The sequence below is a fragment of the Actinomadura sp. NPDC049382 genome (genome assembly GCF_040677125.1).
GTDB lineage: Bacteria > Actinomycetota > Actinomycetes > Streptosporangiales > Streptosporangiaceae > Spirillospora > Spirillospora geliboluensis.
In genome coordinates, this window is sequence record NZ_JBFARO010000065.1 from 1 (window position 1) to 15,318 (window position 15,318).

General features: G+C 71.7%; 14 protein-coding genes and 1 pseudogene. 8 read left to right on the forward strand and 7 right to left on the reverse strand.

Annotated features, from left to right (window positions below; genetic code table 11):
• The 5 genes and pseudogenes from AB0K34_RS29560 to pknB all read left to right on the forward strand — a co-directional run.
• Positions 1 to 741: pseudogene (locus AB0K34_RS29560) on the forward strand (serine/threonine-protein phosphatase); the annotation flags it as partial.
• Positions 742 to 2,328: an FtsW/RodA/SpoVE family cell cycle protein gene (locus AB0K34_RS29565; protein ID WP_138641505.1), complete on the forward strand. Its 1,587-nt coding sequence runs from the start codon at positions 742 to 744 to the stop codon at positions 2,326 to 2,328.
• Positions 2,329 to 2,344: 16 nt separating this feature from the next.
• Positions 2,345 to 3,820, forward strand: a complete 1,476-nt coding sequence (locus tag AB0K34_RS29570) for a penicillin-binding transpeptidase domain-containing protein (protein WP_301174019.1) — start codon at positions 2,345 to 2,347, stop codon at positions 3,818 to 3,820.
• Positions 3,817 to 5,292: a serine/threonine-protein kinase gene (locus AB0K34_RS29575; protein ID WP_301174018.1), complete on the forward strand. Its 1,476-nt coding sequence runs from the start codon at positions 3,817 to 3,819 to the stop codon at positions 5,290 to 5,292. The genes AB0K34_RS29570 and AB0K34_RS29575 overlap by 4 nt, the downstream gene beginning before the upstream one ends.
• A gap of 22 nt (positions 5,293 to 5,314) precedes the next feature.
• The gene (pknB, locus tag AB0K34_RS29580; protein WP_301174017.1) at positions 5,315 to 7,144 is read left to right on the forward strand and encodes a Stk1 family PASTA domain-containing Ser/Thr kinase; all 1,830 of its coding nucleotides are present in this window, start codon (positions 5,315 to 5,317) and stop codon (positions 7,142 to 7,144) included.
• Positions 7,145 to 7,411: 267 nt separating this feature from the next.
• On the opposite strand, the gene AB0K34_RS29585 is transcribed toward pknB, so the two are convergent.
• Genes AB0K34_RS29585 through AB0K34_RS29595 form a run of 3 tightly spaced genes read right to left on the reverse strand, consistent with a single transcriptional unit; the run spans position 7,412 to position 9,054 of the window.
• Positions 7,412 to 7,618 carry a hypothetical protein gene (locus AB0K34_RS29585; protein WP_301174016.1) on the reverse strand — a complete coding sequence of 69 codons (207 nt, stop codon included), beginning with the start codon at positions 7,616 to 7,618 and terminating at the stop codon, positions 7,412 to 7,414.
• Between the two features lie 11 nt (positions 7,619 to 7,629).
• Positions 7,630 to 8,280 carry a class E sortase gene (locus AB0K34_RS29590; protein WP_240808542.1) on the reverse strand — a complete coding sequence of 217 codons (651 nt, stop codon included), beginning with the start codon at positions 8,278 to 8,280 and terminating at the stop codon, positions 7,630 to 7,632.
• A 24-nt stretch (positions 8,281 to 8,304) separates the two neighbouring features.
• Complete coding sequence (locus AB0K34_RS29595) at positions 8,305 to 9,054, reverse strand: DUF881 domain-containing protein (RefSeq protein ID WP_301174015.1); 750 nt, start codon at positions 9,052 to 9,054, stop codon at positions 8,305 to 8,307.
• A 95-nt stretch (positions 9,055 to 9,149) separates the two neighbouring features.
• Here AB0K34_RS29595 and AB0K34_RS29600 point away from each other — a divergent pair, with 95 nt between their 5' ends.
• Positions 9,150 to 9,407, forward strand: coding sequence for a cell division protein CrgA (locus AB0K34_RS29600; protein ID WP_089327631.1), 258 nt, complete (start codon positions 9,150 to 9,152; stop codon positions 9,405 to 9,407).
• Between the two features lie 151 nt (positions 9,408 to 9,558).
• On the opposite strand, the gene AB0K34_RS29605 is transcribed toward AB0K34_RS29600, so the two are convergent.
• Positions 9,559 to 10,455 carry a rhomboid family intramembrane serine protease gene (locus AB0K34_RS29605; protein ID WP_138641512.1) on the reverse strand — a complete coding sequence of 299 codons (897 nt, stop codon included), beginning with the start codon at positions 10,453 to 10,455 and terminating at the stop codon, positions 9,559 to 9,561.
• A 58-nt stretch (positions 10,456 to 10,513) separates the two neighbouring features.
• Positions 10,514 to 11,056: a peptidylprolyl isomerase gene (locus tag AB0K34_RS29610; protein WP_301174014.1), complete on the reverse strand. Its 543-nt coding sequence runs from the start codon at positions 11,054 to 11,056 to the stop codon at positions 10,514 to 10,516.
• Between the two features lie 301 nt (positions 11,057 to 11,357).
• Between AB0K34_RS29610 and AB0K34_RS29615 the strand changes: the two genes are divergently transcribed.
• Both AB0K34_RS29615 and AB0K34_RS29620 read left to right on the forward strand, forming a co-directional pair.
• Positions 11,358 to 11,684 (forward strand): hypothetical protein, encoded by a 327-nt coding sequence (locus AB0K34_RS29615; protein ID WP_301174013.1) that lies wholly within the window; start codon positions 11,358 to 11,360, stop codon positions 11,682 to 11,684.
• A gap of 126 nt (positions 11,685 to 11,810) precedes the next feature.
• Positions 11,811 to 12,635 carry an acyltransferase gene (locus AB0K34_RS29620; RefSeq protein ID WP_301174012.1) on the forward strand — a complete coding sequence of 275 codons (825 nt, stop codon included), beginning with the start codon at positions 11,811 to 11,813 and terminating at the stop codon, positions 12,633 to 12,635.
• Between the two features lie 417 nt (positions 12,636 to 13,052).
• On the opposite strand, the gene AB0K34_RS29625 is transcribed toward AB0K34_RS29620, so the two are convergent.
• Positions 13,053 to 14,516: a DEAD/DEAH box helicase gene (locus AB0K34_RS29625; protein ID WP_138641967.1), complete on the reverse strand. Its 1,464-nt coding sequence runs from the start codon at positions 14,514 to 14,516 to the stop codon at positions 13,053 to 13,055.
• 197 nt (positions 14,517 to 14,713) lie between these two features.
• Positions 14,714 to 15,250, reverse strand: coding sequence for a rhodanese-like domain-containing protein (locus tag AB0K34_RS29630; RefSeq protein ID WP_138641968.1), 537 nt, complete (start codon positions 15,248 to 15,250; stop codon positions 14,714 to 14,716).
• Positions 15,251 to 15,318: the final 68 nt, after the last annotated feature.

Sequence of the window (15,318 nt, forward strand, 5' to 3'; positions counted from 1 at the left end):
GGCCGCGCGGCGCAGCTGCGCGACACGCGGCCGCAGCCGCCGGTGGCGGTGGACGAGCGGCCTCCCCCGCCGGCGCCCGCGCCGATGGGCGACCCGATGGGCGGCCCGCCCCCGCCGGGCACGATCCAGCAGGCGCCGATGGAGCGGCCGCGGCGCGGCGGCGCCCGCCGCTGGACGTGGCTGATCGTCGTCGCGGGCGTGGTCGTGGTGGGCGTGGTGGCGGGCGGTTTCGTGCTGCTGCAGAACGTCCGGAACGGCTACTACATCGGCGCGACCGGCGACACCGTCGTCCTGTACCGGGGCACGCCGCAGGAGGTGCCGGGCCTCGACCTGTCGCGGCCGGCGTCCAAGCAGCCGGAGCCGAAGATCCAGGTGAGCGATCTGCCGGAGGACATCCAGCAGCGGGTCCGGTCGACCTACACCGTGGACGGCCCGAAGGACTGGAAGAAGCTGACCGACGTGGTCTGCAAGTACACGCTCGTCCAGGCCGGCGGCAAGGTCGCGATCGTGCGGGGCAAGGGCCAGCAGAACTGCCAGGAGACGAAGATCGTCACCAGCGAGGTCCTGCTGAGCGAGCTGCCCCGGTCGGACGCGACGGAGATCACCAAGGGCACCCCGCCGATGATCGGCCGGGCCGCGGCGCAGAGCGCGCTGCAGGCGCTGGAGAAGCGGCGCGACCAGTGCACCGACAACGCGGCGGGCAAGCCGAAGGACTGCCCCTCCAGCGGAGGGAGCTCGTAGATGCAGTCGATCGGGGAGCAGATCCGGGCGCGGCTGCCGTACCAGCGGCGCAACGCCGCCTCGCTGGCCCTGCTGATCTTCGCGATGGTCATGACGCTGTCGGCGTTCGCGGAGGTCGGGCTGGCCCGTGACGGCAGCATCCCGGCGGGCCTGTTCGTGTACGGCGGCGGCCTCGCGGTGCTGGCGCTCGTCGCCTACTTCGTGCAGGCGAAGTTCACCCCGTACGCCGATCCGCTGCTGCTGCCGCTGGCGGTCGCGCTGAACGGCATCGGGCTGACGATGATCTACCGGCTCGACCTGGACACCAGCGCCGACCGCAAGGCCGCGGCGCTGGCCGGCAAGAAGCTCCTCCCGGACGCCGCGGACGCGCCCAGCCAGCTGATGTGGACGTTCGTCGGCATCGGGCTGTTCGTCGCCGCCGTCCTGATCATGCGGGACACCGAGAAGCCGGACGCGCCGCTGTCGTTCACCCCGAAGACGGCGCAGCGCTACACGTACCTGATCGGCCTCACCGCCGTGATCCTGCTGCTGCTGCCGATCGTCCCGGGCATCGGCGCGGAGATCAACGGCGCCCGGGTGTGGATCCATCTGGGTCCGTTCTCGGTGCAGCCGGGCGAGTTCGCGAAGCTGCTGCTGGTCGTGTTCTTCGCCGGCTACCTGGTGAACAAGCGGCAGGCGATGTCGCTGATCGGCAAGAAGGTCGGCCCGGTCAGCCTGCCGCGGGGCCGCGACCTCGGCCCGATCATGGTGATCTGGTTCTTCTGCCTGGGCGTGCTGTTCCTCCAGAAGGACCTCGGTACCGCGCTGCTGTTCTTCGGCCTGTTCGTGTCGATGCTCTACATCGCGACGCAGCGGGTCTCCTGGGTGGTGATCGGTGTCGGGCTGCTCGCCGTGGGCGTGTTCGTCGCGACGCTGCTGCCGTTCATGGGCCACGTGAACCAGCGCATCGACATCTGGCAGAACCCGAAGCCGTACTTCGACGGCGGCTGCCTGCTGGAGAGCGGCAAGGTCGTGCCCGTCAACCCCGACACCGAGATCTACAAGCAGAACGACGTCGAGGGCGTGATCTCGCCGGGCTTCACGGCCTGCGCGAAGCTCGGCGGCGAGTACTCCGACAGCGCGCAGCTGATGAAGGGGCTGTTCGCGCTGGGGCAGGGCGGCGTCCTCGGCACGGGGCTCGGCCAGGGCGAGCCGTGGCGGACGCCGCTGTCGTTCAGCGACTTCATCTTCGACTCGCTCGGCGAGGAGCTCGGGCTGACCGGGCTGATGGTGATCCTGCTGATCTACGCGTTGATCGTGCAGCGCGGGATGAAGACGGCCGTGGCGGCGCGGGACCCGTTCCTGAAGCTGTTCGCGGGCGGTGTGTCGTTCGTGCTGGCCCTCCAGGTCTTCGTGATCGTGGGCGGGGTCACCCGGCTCATCCCGCTGACCGGTCTCACGACGCCGTTCCTGTCGCAGGGCGGTTCGTCGCTGATGGCCAACTGGATCCTGATCGCGATCCTGGTGCGGATGAGCCATGACGCGCGCAAGCCGGCCCCGCAGGCGATCCAGGACGAGGGCATGACCCAGATCGTGAGCACGAGGTGACTTCCCCCCTATGAACATGGACAAGCCGGTTCGGCGGGTGGCGATCTTCGCGATGCTGCTGTTCTTCGGGCTGATGGCGCAGGTCAACTACGTCCAGGGCAGCCAGGCGGAGGACCTGCGCACCGACGCCCGCAACAGCCGGCAGTACGCGGACGTGTTCAACGCGCCGCGCGGCGAGATCTCCGCGGGCGGCGAGGTGCTGGTGATCTCCAAGGAGACCGGGAAGGACAACCCGAAGTACGGCCGGTCCTACAAGGACGGGCCGGTCTTCGCGCCGGTCACCGGGTACTTCAACGGCGGCGCCACGCAGGTCGAGCGGGCCTACAACTCGCTGCTCGGCGGCAAGGACAAGCGGATCACGCAGCAGCGCTGGTTCGACATGTTCATCGGGAAGAAGGCCGAGGGCGCGAACGTCGAGCTGACGATCGACCCGGGGGCGCAGCGCACCGCGTACGCGCAGCTGAAGGCGCGGACGCAGCAGGGCCGCCGCGGCGGCGCCGTGGTGATCGACGTGAAGACGGGCGCGGTGAAGGTGGCCGCGTCGTGGCCGTCGTTCGACCCGAACGAGGTGGCGCCGCAGACCGGGCTGACGGGCGGCAAGCGGCTGGAGCAGCTCGACAAGGGCGAGGGCGTCATCAAGCCCCTGGTCGACAACGCGCTCAGCCAGACGTTCCCGCCCGGTTCGTCGTTCAAGACGCTGGTGGCGGCGCTGGCGATGCAGAAGCTCGGCATCAACAGCTCGTCGACCGTCAACACCGGCCAGCTGACCCTGCCGGAGTCGGGGCAGCCGCTGCCGAACTCGCACGACAGCGGCAGCTGCGGCGGCGCGGCCTCGCTGCGCGGCGCGTTCGCCGAGTCCTGCAACACGACGTTCGGCAAGATGGCGCTGGACATGGGCATCCAGGGGCTGCACGACGGCGCCACGAAGTTCGGGTTCGGCAAGCGGGTGGAGCTGGAGCCCGACTTCTACACGGCCGAGAGCGACGTCCCGGTGGCGTTCACGGACGCCAGCGGCAAGAAGACCCCGACGGGCGCGGACGGGACGGCCCGGTCCGGCATCGGCCAGGAGAACGTGCGCGCGACGCCGCTGCAGATGGCGATGGTCGCCGCCGCGGTCGCCAACGGCGGCAAGATCATGAACCCGTACGTGGTGCAGACCGTCCGCGCCAAGGACCAGAGCCAGCTGTACGGCGCGTCCCCGAAGGAGTTCGGGAAGGCGATGACCGGCGACCAGGCCGAGCAGCTCGAGGACATGATGCGCGCGGTGGTCACCGAGGGCACCGCGAAGAACCTGGCGGGCAGGCGGATCGCCGGCAAGACGGGTACGGCGGAGCAGGGTCCGGGCAACCCGAACGCCAACTGGTTCGTCGGGTTCAGCCCGATGAAGGACCCGCGCTACGCGTTCGCCGTGATGACCGAGGCGCCGGGCTCGGGTGCCGAGAACGCGGGCCCGATCGCCGCCGCGATCATGGCCAAGGTCCTGCAGAAGTGAGCCCGGGCCTCGTCCTGAGCGACCGGTACCGGCTGCTGGAGCGGCTGGCCATCGGCGGGATGGGCGAGGTCTGGCGCGCGTCGGACGCGGTGACGGGCCTGCAGGTCGCGGTGAAGCTGCTGCGGCTGGAGCTCGGTTCGGACGTGCGGGCGCGCACCCGGTTCGAGTCGGAGGCGCGGTTCGCGGCGGAGCTGCGGCATCCGGGGATCGCGCGGGCGTTCGACTTCGGGGAGCACGGCGGCCGGACGTTCCTGGTGATGGAGCTGGTGTCGGGCGAGCCGCTCGACGAGATCCTGGCCCGCGACGGCGGGCTGCCGCTGGAGGCCGTCCTGGACCTGGTGGTGCAGGCGGGACGGGCGCTGACGGTGGCGCACGAGGCCGGGATCGTGCACCGGGACGTCAAGCCGGCGAACCTGATGGTGTCCCCGGACGGCACCGTGAAGATCACCGACTTCGGGATCGCGCGGCGGCTGGCGGCGGCGTCGCAGACCCAGACCGGGATGGTCATGGGGACGGCGCACTACATCTCGCCGGAGCAGGCGCAGGGCAAGGAGCTGTCGCCGAAGGCCGACCTGTACTCGCTGGGCGTGGTGGCCTACGAGTGCCTGACGGGCGCGCCGCCGTTCGACGGCTCGACGCCGGTGGAGGTGGCGCTCAAGCACGTCCGGGACGCGCCCGCGGAGCTGCCGGCCCGGGTGCCGTACGCCGCCCGCGAGCTGGTCATGGAGATGCTGGCGAAGGACCCGCTGGACCGTCCGCCGGACGCGGGGCGCGTCGCGGCGCGGGCGCTGGCGATCCGGGCGTCGCTGGCGGGGGCGCGCCCCGTCAGGCCGCCGGCGGCGGGGGCGCCCGCCGGTGCGTCCACCGCCTCCGCCGCCTCCGCCTCGGCTCCTCGCAGCGCCCCGCGACGCGGCAGGCACGCCGCTCGGGGCGGAGACCCCATCGTTACGCAATCGGCAGCTTTGTCGGGATTTGACGCTGACCCGGCGGCGGATAACCTCTCGCGTGGGACAGTGCAACGACGCACGACGCTGACGTACGCGTCGGTCGCGGCCGTCCTCGTGCTGGTCTTCGTGATCGTCGTCGGCTCGCTGTGGAAGGGGCTGGCGTCCGCGGGATCCGGCGAGGACGAGCGGGATCCACCCGCCGCCCCGGCCACCAGCCCGGTCGGCGACGGCCTCGTGGGCGACCCCGCGGAACGTCCGAGCGCCCCGCCCACCCGCCGGGCGAGCAGCACCCCCCAACGGCCGGCTGTCACCCCACGGCACCGGAAGCATAGGATCCGTCCGTCAACGCGAGTGACGCCCAAGACGTCCCCTTCACAGAAGACATCGATGAAATCGCCCCGGGCGACTGCCACCGCCCCCAAGCCAACACCCACACCGACGGGGAGCACCACGACTCCGTCAACTTCGAGCCCGGCGCCCTCGCCGACCGAGAGCGGGAAGCTAGGTTCGGAACACCAGGTGTAGACGTACGAGGGAAAGTGCACATATGAGTCAACCTCGGCTGCTCGGCGGCCGCTACGAGCTCGATTCGGTGATCGGGCGGGGCGGCATGGCCGAGGTCTACCGTGCCCGAGACCTGCGCCTCGATCGCGTCGTCGCCGTCAAGACGCTGCGGTCCGACCTGGCCCGTGACCCTACGTTCCAAGCCCGGTTCCGGCGCGAGGCCCAGTCGGCCGCGTCGTTGAACCACCCCTCGGTCATCGCCGTGTACGACACCGGCGAGGACATGATCGGCGACACCCCGATCCCGTACATCGTGATGGAGTACGTGGACGGGAGCACGCTGCGCGACCTGCTCCGGGAGAACCGCGCGCTGCTGCCCGAGAAGGCACTGGAGATCACCGACGGGATCCTGCGGGCGCTGGACTACAGCCACCGCGGCGGGATCGTGCACCGCGACATCAAGCCGGCCAACGTGATGCTCACCCGGCAGCACGAGGTCAAGGTCATGGACTTCGGCATCGCCCGCGCCATGGCCGACTCGGCGTCCACGATGACGCAGACCGCCCAGGTGATCGGAACCGCGCAGTACCTGTCCCCGGAGCAGGCGCGCGGTGAGCGGGTGGACGCCCGCAGCGACATCTACTCGACCGGTTGCGTCCTGTACGAGCTGCTCACCGGGAAGCCGCCGTTCACCGGCGACTCCCCGGTCGCGATCGCCTACCAGCACGTCCGGGAGGAGCCGGTCCCGCCGTCCCAGGTGGACCCGCAGATCCCGCAGTGGGCCGACGCGATGGTGCTGAAGGCGATGGCGAAGGAGGCCGACCACCGCTACCAGAACGCGACGGAGTTCCGGCAGGAGATCCAGCGCGTCCTGCAGGGGCATCCGGTGGCGTCGACGGCGGCGTCCACGATGCTGATGGGCGGCGCGCAGGTGCCGCAGGGCACCCAGGTGATGGGGGCCTACCCGCCGCACGGCGCGTCCCGGACGCAGATGCACCACCCGCAGGACGACGGGTACGGGCTGCCTCCCGTCCGCTACGACGACGACATGCCCGAGCGCGGCGGGGGCGGGCGGAAGGCCGCGCTGTGGGTGGGCCTCGCCGTGCTGTTCATCGGCGGCGCCGCGCTGATCGGCTGGATGCTGAGCGGCGGCGGCGGTGAGAAGAACACGCAGGTCGCGATCCCACAGAGCATCGTCAACGTCTCGGAGAGCGAGGCGACGGCGCAGCTGACCAAGCTCGGCTTCCAGCTCGGCGAGCCGAAGAAGGAGTTCAGCGACGACATCGACGCGGGCAACGTCATCGGCTCCGATCCGAAGCCCGGCACGAACGCCGCCAAGGGCGCCACGGTGACGCTGCTCGTGTCCAAGGGCAAGAAGCCGCCGACGGAGATCGAGGTCCCGAACGTCGCCGGGCAGCCGTACGCGACGGCGAAGAAGCTGCTGGAGGCCAAGGGCTTCGAGGTGCAGAGGCGGGCCGAGACGAGCGACACCGTCCCGCGCCTCACCGTGATCCGCACCGACCCGGCCGGCGGGACGAAGGCGCCGAAGAACGCGACCATCACGGTGGTGTTCTCCAACGGGCCGTCGAGCGTGCAGATGCCGAACCTGTTCAACAACAGCCAGCGCGCCGCGTGCGGGAAGCTGGAGGCGGCCGGGCTGAAGTGCCGGGTGGAGAAGGGCACGCCGCCCCCGGACAAGCAGGTCGCGCCGGGCTTCGTCTTCGACCAGCAGCCGACCGAGGGCGCCACGGTCGCCCCGGGCGACACGGTGACGATCTTCGTCGCGGAGAAGCCGCCGCCCACCCCGACCCAGCCGGGCGGTCCCTCGTCGCCGAACCTGCCGGGCTGGCCGCCGGGCGACGGCGAGGGCTGAACGGCCCGCTGAACGCGCGAAGGGCCCCGGTTCCCCATGTGGGGGAGCCGGGGCCCTTCGCGTGCGCGGAGGCCGTGGGACGGGGCCGCGGTCCGTCCTGGTCCGGGCATGAAGCAGGGCTTCCGCCACTCGGGGGCAATGGCGGAAGCCCTCGTTATGGTCTTCGTCACGCGGCCCTAGGACGTTACGGATTTCAACCGAATTTTTCTCATCCTTCCGGCGGGCGGTGCGACTCTCGGAGTCCGTGCAGGTCAGAGCGGTGCACCGTCAGCCGGGCGGCGCGGAACCGGACGGCGCCGGACTCTGGACGACACCCGGGTCCTGGACGACGCCGTGGTCGAACTGGAGCTTCGCCTCCACCCGGGGGAAGGCCGCGTACCAGAGGACCGCGACGACCGCGAGCACGATGCCGGCCGCGATGGCGGCCTTGGTGGGCCACTCGCCGGGGAGGCGGCACCAGATCCAGGCGTACACGGGACGACCTCCTACGTGCCGGCGGCGGCCGGCACGCGCGGCAGCGCCTCGGCCAGCTCACCGAAGATGATCATTCGTTCGGCGGCGGAGTACTTGGGGTGGCAGGTGGTGAGCGTGATCAGCCGCTCGGTCGGCCGGCGCTTCGGATGGAACGGCACGGGCGCGGTCACCTCCACCGCCGACGGCTTGACGATCCTGCGGTCGGTGACCGTGTAGACGTACTGCCGGTCGCGGGTGTCGATGAGGATCCTGTCGCCCCGGTCGAGCTCGCCGAGCCGGTTGAAGGGGGCGGAGTACGTCGTCCGGTGCCCGGAGACGACGAAGTTGCCGACCTGGCCGGGCAGCGCGGTGCCCGGGTAGTGGCCGGGCCCCTTGCGGAGGTCGGCGCGGGTGACGCCCTCCACCACGACGAAGCGGTAGTCGTCGCCGAACCGCGGGACGCGGATCACCGCGAGGCCCTTGCCGAGCTTCACCTTCTCCGTGGTGACCTTGCCCGACGCGGACGGGGCGGCGCGCCAGCTGTGCATCATCTCGTCCTGCAGCCGGTCCTGCTGGCCCTGGGTGTAGCGCCCGGTCCCCCACAGCTCGTAGGTGACGAACAGCATGACGATCAGGCCGGCGGTGATGCACAGCTCGCCCATGCCCCGGATCACCGTCCGCACCGCGTGCCTCCTCGTCCGGTCGGGTCAGCCGCCCGGCCTCGCCGGAACCGTAGCGTGCTTCAAGGTCACGCTGCCGGTGAAGGGCGGCAGCGTGGCCCGTCCCACGCTCCGCACCGAGTAGCCGAGCCCGTACGCGCGGACGTACTTGCGGTAGACGGCGATCTCGGCGGACGCGCCGAGCGCCGCGCGGAGCCGGTCCGGGTCGCCGACGGCGGTGATCTGGAACGGCGGGGAGTACACGACGCCCTGGAGGATCAGCGTGTTGCCGACGCACCGGACGGCGCTCGTCGCGATGATCCGCTGATCCATGATCTGCATGCCTTGGGCGCCGCCCGCCCAGAGCGCGTTGACGACGGCCTGGACGTCGGCCTGGTGGACGACGAGGTCGTCCGGGCCGACGCCGTGCGGCAGGGCGCCCGACTCGGGCAGCGGCGCGTCGTCCAGCGTGACGCGGACGGCGGACCCGGTGAGCGGGGCGAACCCGGCTCCGGCCGCGCGCCGCTCGGCCTCCTCCCGGGCGTCGCGCACGCGGGCGTCGTGACGTCCGGCCTCCTGGGAGATACGGTCTACCTGGTCGCGCAACCGCCGGTACTCGGCGCGCTCCGCGCGGCCGCGACGCTGTTCGGCGGTGATGAGCTCGGTGATCCGGGTGCGGCCCTGCTCGCGCAGGCTCGTGCCGCGGGCCGTGCTCGCGCTCGCCGCGAACAAGGTGCCCGCGAGGAGCGTGAGAGCTGGGATGATGCTTCCCCACGCGGAACGCCGTACATTGCTCATCAGACAGTGGTCACCAGCGACTACGCTAACCGACAAAACACCCATGCGCGGTCCGGCGCTCCGGCCGCCGGACGCCCGAGGAGATCGATCCCACCGTGGCCAAGTCGAAAGTGCGTAAGAAGGCCGTCTACACCCCGCCCCAGAAGTCGAAGGCGCCCGAGGTCAGCCCCCGCTGGCTGGTGCCGACGATGGTCGGGCTGTGGCTCATCGGCCTGATCTGGATCGCCGTCTTCTACGTGACGGCGAGCACCGGCACCGACGTGCCGTTCATGACCGACCTGCACAACTGGAACCTGGGCATCGGCTTCGCGGCGATCATCCTCGGCGTGATCCTCTCGACCCGCTGGCGCTGACGGCGGGTTATCCACAGGTCGGGGATCTCCCACCCCGGCTTTCCCCAGGTTTTCCACAGGAACTTTCCACAGGCCCGGTCCGACGGTTCGGCTGCGCGGACGCCGCCGCGGGTGGACGGCGTCCGCGTCGCCGAACCGCGTCGCCGTCCGGCTACATGGCGGGATTCAGCTCGGCCGTCCGCATCAGCACCAGCGCCGCGAGCAGCGCCAGCGTGAGCAGCGGCGCCCCGAGATGGAACAGCCGGCGCCGCGCGGCGGGAGCATACGCGTAGGCCGCGGCGAGCACCGCGCCCACGGCGAGGCCGCCGACGTGGCCCTGCCACGAGATGCCCGGCACCGAGAACGTGATCACCAGGTTGATCACCAGCAGCACCACGATGGGCCCGACCGGCCCGCCCAGCCTGCGGCCGATCACGAAGTACGCCCCGAACAGCCCGAAGATCGCGCCGGACGCGCCGACCGCCGAGTCCTGCGGGGCGCCGACCAGGTACAGCAGCACCGACCCGCCGAGGCCGGACAGCAGGTAGAGCGCCAGGTAGCGCCAGCGTCCGAGCACCTGCTCCAGCGCGGGGCCGACCGCGTACAGCGCCCACATGTTGAACAGGATGTGGGTGATGCCGAACGACCCGCCGCGCTGGTGCAGGAACATCGTGGTGAAGAGCCGGTACCACTCGCCCTGCGCGACGCCGCCGACATGGCCGTCCGGCAGGACGGCCTGGCCGAGCATCATGAACTCCCACACGACGCGCCACGACGCCAGCTCGGCCGCGTACGCCGCCACGCACACGCCGATGAGCGTGTAGGTGACGACCGGCACCGCGGACGCGGCGGCCCGTCCGCCGAGGACCGTCCGGGGCACCGCCCTGCGGACGCCCTGGTTGCCCTCGGCGACGCACTCCACGCACTGGTGCCCGACCGCCGCGTCCCGCATGCAGTCGGGGCAGATGTAGCGGTCGCACCTGGTGCAGCGCACATACGTCTCGCGCCCCGGATGCCGGTAACAGGTCGGCACCGAGGTCTCGGGGGCGGGACTGTGGTCTGTGCTCATCTGGGCTCCGTGGCCGGTGCGGGTTCCGCGTCGCGCGGGTCTCTACTACTAGAGACGACTAACGACGTTCGATCGTCACCGATTCCAGGACGACGTCCTGCTTCGGGCGGTCGCCGCGCCCGGTCTCCACCTTGCCGATGCGGTCGACGACGTCCGTGCCCTCGATGACCTTGCCGAAGATGGTGTGCCGGCCGGTCAGGTGCTGGGTGTGCGCGACGCTCAGCGTGATGAAGAACTGGGAGCCGTTGGTGCCGGGCCCGGCGTTCGCCATCGCCAGCAGGTAGGGGCGGTTGAACTTCAGGTCCGGGTGGAACTCGTCCTTGAACTGGTAGCCGGGGCCCCCGGTGCCGGTGCCGAGCGGGTCGCCGCCCTGGAGCATGAACTGGTCGATGACGCGGTGGAAGATCGTCCCGTTGTAGAGCGGCCTGTCGGTCTTCTGGCCGGTGTTCGGGTCGGTCCAGGTCCGGGTGCCCTCCGCCAGCTCGACGAAGTTCGCCACGGTCTCCGGCGCCTGCTCCGGGTAGAGCTGGATCACGATCTTGCCGAGCGACGTGGTGAGCGTCGCGAAGATCTCGTTGGCCACGCTGGCCGCCTCTCTCATCGGATGGATGTCTTGCTCGAAACGTTACGGTCTCGGTCGCGCCCGATTCGACTACCCCGCGCGCACAGCCGGTCACGCATTCGGGGTTTACCTCCCGATCGCTGGGAAGGCTGCACGACAGGACCTCGCAAACAGGGAGGTTAGCGTGTCCCTAATGATCAGTCTCCGCCGGAAGCCGCGGGAGGAAGTCCTCACGCGGTTCGGCCGTGTCCAGGAGGCGGCCCGGCAGGGCGCCGAGATGTGTCGGCAGAGTGCCTCCAGCACGGCGGAGCGGATCGCACCCGCCGCGCAGGAGCGTGTCATGCTCGTCCGCGGCTGGAGCGCACCGAGGCTCCGGCGAGCGGCCCGGTACGTGGAGTCCGGGCTCGCCCCGCGGGTGAGCACGTTTCTGAGCGATGTCGCCGGACGGGTCGAGCCGCCGCGGCGGTCCGGTCCCGGGCGCGGCACGCTCATGGCGATGATGGGCGCCGTCGCCGTCGTCGGCGCGGCCGGTGTGGTCGCGACGCGGCGCGGCGTCATCCGCGACATGACCAAGGGTTCCGGGGAGCATGTGGAGGACGCCACATCGGCCGACTCCATGACGGTTTCCGGCGCCGATGTCGACGGTCAGGTGCATTCGCCGCACTAGTGCGCGCACCGGAGGGCCCGGCCGTTCCGAACGGCCGGGCCCTCCGCCGTGCCGGGGGTCCATCCCCGTCCGCGAGTTGCGCTCCGCCGTGCGCGGGGGTTGCTACCACCCGGTACGGTAACGCCCATGTCGCCGAAGAACTCCGTCCGGCAGGCGCTGGCGGCCCGCGCGAGGCAGCGGGCGCGGCAGGGCGTGCACGTGGCCGTGCACCGCGCCTGGGAATGGGTCCAGCGGCACGGCGAGATCACCCCGCACACCCCCGGCCGGCGCAAGTTCGCCTACCTCGGCGAGGGCGCCTGCATCGGCTTCCCCGTCGGCTCGATCTACGGCGAGCCGTGGATCTCGATCGGCGACCACACCCTCGTCGGGACGCACGTCACGATCTCCGCCGGGTTCGTCCCCGGTCTGGACCTCGGCCCGGACGTCATCGTCCGGATCGGCGCGAGCTGCTCCCTCGGCCGCGGCACCCACATCGTCGGGCACCAGTCCATCGAGATCGGCGACGACGTCTTCACCGGCCCCAACGTCTACATCACCGACCAGAACCACACCTACGGCGACCTGAACACGCCGATAGGCCGGCAGTGGCCGGAGAACAACCCGGTCGTGATCGGCGACGGCTGCTGGATCGGCACCGGCGCGATCATCCTGCCGGGCACCCGGCTCGGCCGGAACGTCGCCGTCGCCGGCGGCGCCGTGGTCCGCGGCGAGTTCCCCGACCACTCGGTCATCGGCGGCGTTCCCGCGAAGGTGCTGCGCAGCCACGACAAGGAGAACGGCTGGCAGCCGCCGCTGCGCAACGGCCCGCTGATCTCCCTGGACGAGCTGGCCGCCCTGTCCGTGGACGGCCTAGAGGGCCTGCAGATCCTCCAGGACAGGCTCCGCGAGGAGTCCACCGTGCGCGAGGAGTCCCTCCGGGAGGACGACACCCTCCAGGAAGAGGCCGGCTGAACCCCCGTCAGCGGGCGATGAGGGCGGCGATGACGACGGCCAGGATCACCGTGACCGGCGCCAGCGTGTAGATGGCGAGCAGCGTCGACTTACCGGGCGGCTCGGCGGGCTCATAGCCGAGCACGCCGCGGTTGTAGATCGTCCTCGGGGTGCCGTCCCGCCAAGGTCGCCGATTGGACGCGTATCACCAGCGACGCGGGCGCCCCCTCCCCTGGACGTCCCGGCCCCCGCGAGTACGTCACCCTCCGGATCCCTCCTCCGCGCGCCGCTCCCGTCGCGACCTACGACGCCGGTGACGGCCGCCGGGTTCACTGAGAGGCGGCCGGTGGCGGCGTCCCGCACGGCAGGACGCGAGAAGCCCCGCCCGGCAGGTGCCGGACGGGGCTTCTCGGATGCGTCGCCCTGGAGGGGCGTCGGTCAGTTGTAGCGGGCCGCGCGGCGCTCGCCGCCGCCGCTGTGGGGACCGCCGCGGCGGTTGCCGTGCGAGCCGCCGCCCGTGCGCGGGCCGCCGCCCCGACGGTCGCCGCCGGAGTAGGTGCGGTGCTCCCCGCGGCCGGGCTCGCCCTCGCGGCGGCGCCCGCCGTCCTGGCGGTCGAAGGAGCGCGGACCCCGGCGGCGCCCGCCGCCGCCCTGCCGGCCACGGCCGCCCTCGCGGCGCGGACGCTCGGGGATGATCGGCTCCTCGATCGGGATGCCGGACGGCTGCCGGGCGCCGGTCAGCTTCACCAGCTCGGCGTCGCCGCTCGCCACCCGGACGCGGGGCGCGTTGATGCCGGCCCGGCGCGTCATCGCCGACGTGGAGCGCACCTGGTGCGGCAGGACGAGCGTGACGACGGTGCCGCGCTCCCCGGCGCGGGCGGTGCGCCCGGCGCGGTGCATGTAGTCCTTGTGGTCGGCCGGCGGGTCGACGTGCATGACCAGCGACACGTCGTCGACGTGGATGCCGCGGGCGGCGACGTCGGTGGCGACCAGCACGCTGATGGAGCCCTCGCGGAACTCGGCGAGCGTGCGGGTGCGCAGCCCCTGGCTCTTGCCGCCGTGCAGGCCCGCCGCGCGGACGCCGACCTGGACGAGCTGCTTGGCGAGCCGGTCGACGCCGTGCTTGGTGCGGGCGAACAGGATCGTCCGGCCCTCGCGGTTGGCGATCTCGGCGGTGATGGCGCCCTTCTCCTTCGGCGCCACGAGCAGGAGGTGGTGGTCCATCGTGTCGACGGACTCGTCCACCGGGCCGATCGCGTGCGTGACCGGGTCGTGCAGGTACCGCTTGACCAGGACGTCCACGTCCTTGTCGAGGGTGGCGGAGAAGAGCAGGCGCTGGCCGTCGCGCTTGGCGGCGTCCAGGATGTCGGTGACGTCGGGCAGGAAGCCCATGTCGGCCATGTGGTCGGCCTCGTCCAGCACGGCGATCTCGATGTCGGACAGGTCGCAGGCGCCCTGCCGCATCAGGTCCTTCAGCCGGCCGGGCGTGGCGACGAGGACCTCGACGCCGCGGCGCAGCGCGTCGATCTGCTTGAACATGGACGTCTGGCCGATGACGGTCTTGAAGCGCAGCCCGAGGCCGCGGCCGAGCGGCTCCAGGTTGTTCTGGACCTGCTGGGCCAGCTCGCGGGTCGGCACGAGGATCAGCGCCAGCGGGCGCTTCGGGGCGGCCTTGCGGCCGGAGAGGCGGGACAGGAGCGGCAGGCCGAAGGCCAGGGTCTTGCCGGAACCGGTCTTGCCGCGGCCGAGGACGTCGTGTCCGGCCATGATGTCGGGGATCGCGGCGGCCTGGATCGGGAAGGGCGCCTCGATGCCCTGGCGCTCCAGGGAGCTCACCAGCACCGGCGGGATGCCGAGCTCGGCGAAGGTGGGAACCCGCTCCTCGTCCGCGGTGGCGGGCATGGTCGGGTTCTGTGCAGCGGCAGCTGTGGTCACGCATTACCTTCCGAGAGGGGGGCACGTCTCGGGAGGCACCGCGATGTGGCGGCCTGCAAGGACGAGCCTGACGCCGGGGGCGTCGAAGAGTGATTCGTAGAGTCTAACGTCGCCGAAGGACATCCTTATGCCCCGTCCCCGCCGGAACATGCGCCGACTCCGCCTCAACAGGCGCAGGCGACGCCCGAGGCGGGGGCCGTCAGCGGGTCGGGGGACCGGCGCGTCACGGCGCCGCCGCGCGCCACGGGGAACCCTTCTCGCGCCCAGTACTCGAACCCGCCGATCATCTCCTTGACCGGGCGGCCGAGCTTCGCGAACTCCAGAGCCGCCTTCTGCGCGCCGTTGCAGCCGGGCCCCCAGCAGTGGACGACGACGGTCGCGTCCCGGGGGATCAGGGCGTCGGCGCGCTCGGCGATCTCGGCGGTGGGCAGATGGACGGCGCCGGGGATGTGGCCCTGCGCCCAACTCTCGGCGCTGCGCGTGTCGACGACGACGATCCCGGCCACGCGCGCCGCCAGGTCGGCGGCGACGTCCGACACATCGGTCTCGAAGGCCAGCCGGGCGGCGAAGTGCCGCCGCGCCTCCTCGGCGGTGCCCGCGGGCACCGCCGTGACGGCGGAGACGGCGTCGGCGGGGTGAGCGGTGTCGGCGGGCGTGTCGGCGGAGATGTCGGTGGGCGTGTCGGTGGGCGTGTCGGTCATCGGGGGGCTCCTCGTCCGGTGCGGGTGGTTCGATCCTCGGGGGCCGCGGCACCGGCCCGGGAGTGGCG

Bases quoted from the DNA above. Each gene is read 5' to 3' on its own strand.
- AB0K34_RS29565 (WP_138641505.1), top strand. From the start codon at position 742: ATGCAGTCGATCGGGGAGCAGATCCGGGCGCGGCTGCCGTACCAGCGG.
- AB0K34_RS29570 (WP_301174019.1), top strand. From the start codon at position 2,345: ATGGACAAGCCGGTTCGGCGGGTGGCGATCTTCGCGATGCTGCTGTTC.
- pknB (WP_301174017.1), top strand. From the start codon at position 5,315: ATGAGTCAACCTCGGCTGCTCGGCGGCCGCTACGAGCTCGATTCGGTG.
- AB0K34_RS29595 (WP_301174015.1), bottom strand. From the start codon at position 9,054: ATGAGCAATGTACGGCGTTCCGCGTGGGGAAGCATCATCCCAGCTCTC.
- AB0K34_RS29605 (WP_138641512.1), bottom strand. From the start codon at position 10,455: ATGAGCACAGACCACAGTCCCGCCCCCGAGACCTCGGTGCCGACCTGT.
- AB0K34_RS29610 (WP_301174014.1), bottom strand. From the start codon at position 11,056: ATGAGAGAGGCGGCCAGCGTGGCCAACGAGATCTTCGCGACGCTCACC.
- AB0K34_RS29615 (WP_301174013.1), top strand. From the start codon at position 11,358: ATGCTCGTCCGCGGCTGGAGCGCACCGAGGCTCCGGCGAGCGGCCCGG.
- AB0K34_RS29620 (WP_301174012.1), top strand. From the start codon at position 11,811: ATGTCGCCGAAGAACTCCGTCCGGCAGGCGCTGGCGGCCCGCGCGAGG.
- AB0K34_RS29625 (WP_138641967.1), bottom strand. From the start codon at position 14,516: ATGCCCGCCACCGCGGACGAGGAGCGGGTTCCCACCTTCGCCGAGCTC.
- AB0K34_RS29630 (WP_138641968.1), bottom strand. From the start codon at position 15,250: ATGACCGACACGCCCACCGACACGCCCACCGACATCTCCGCCGACACG.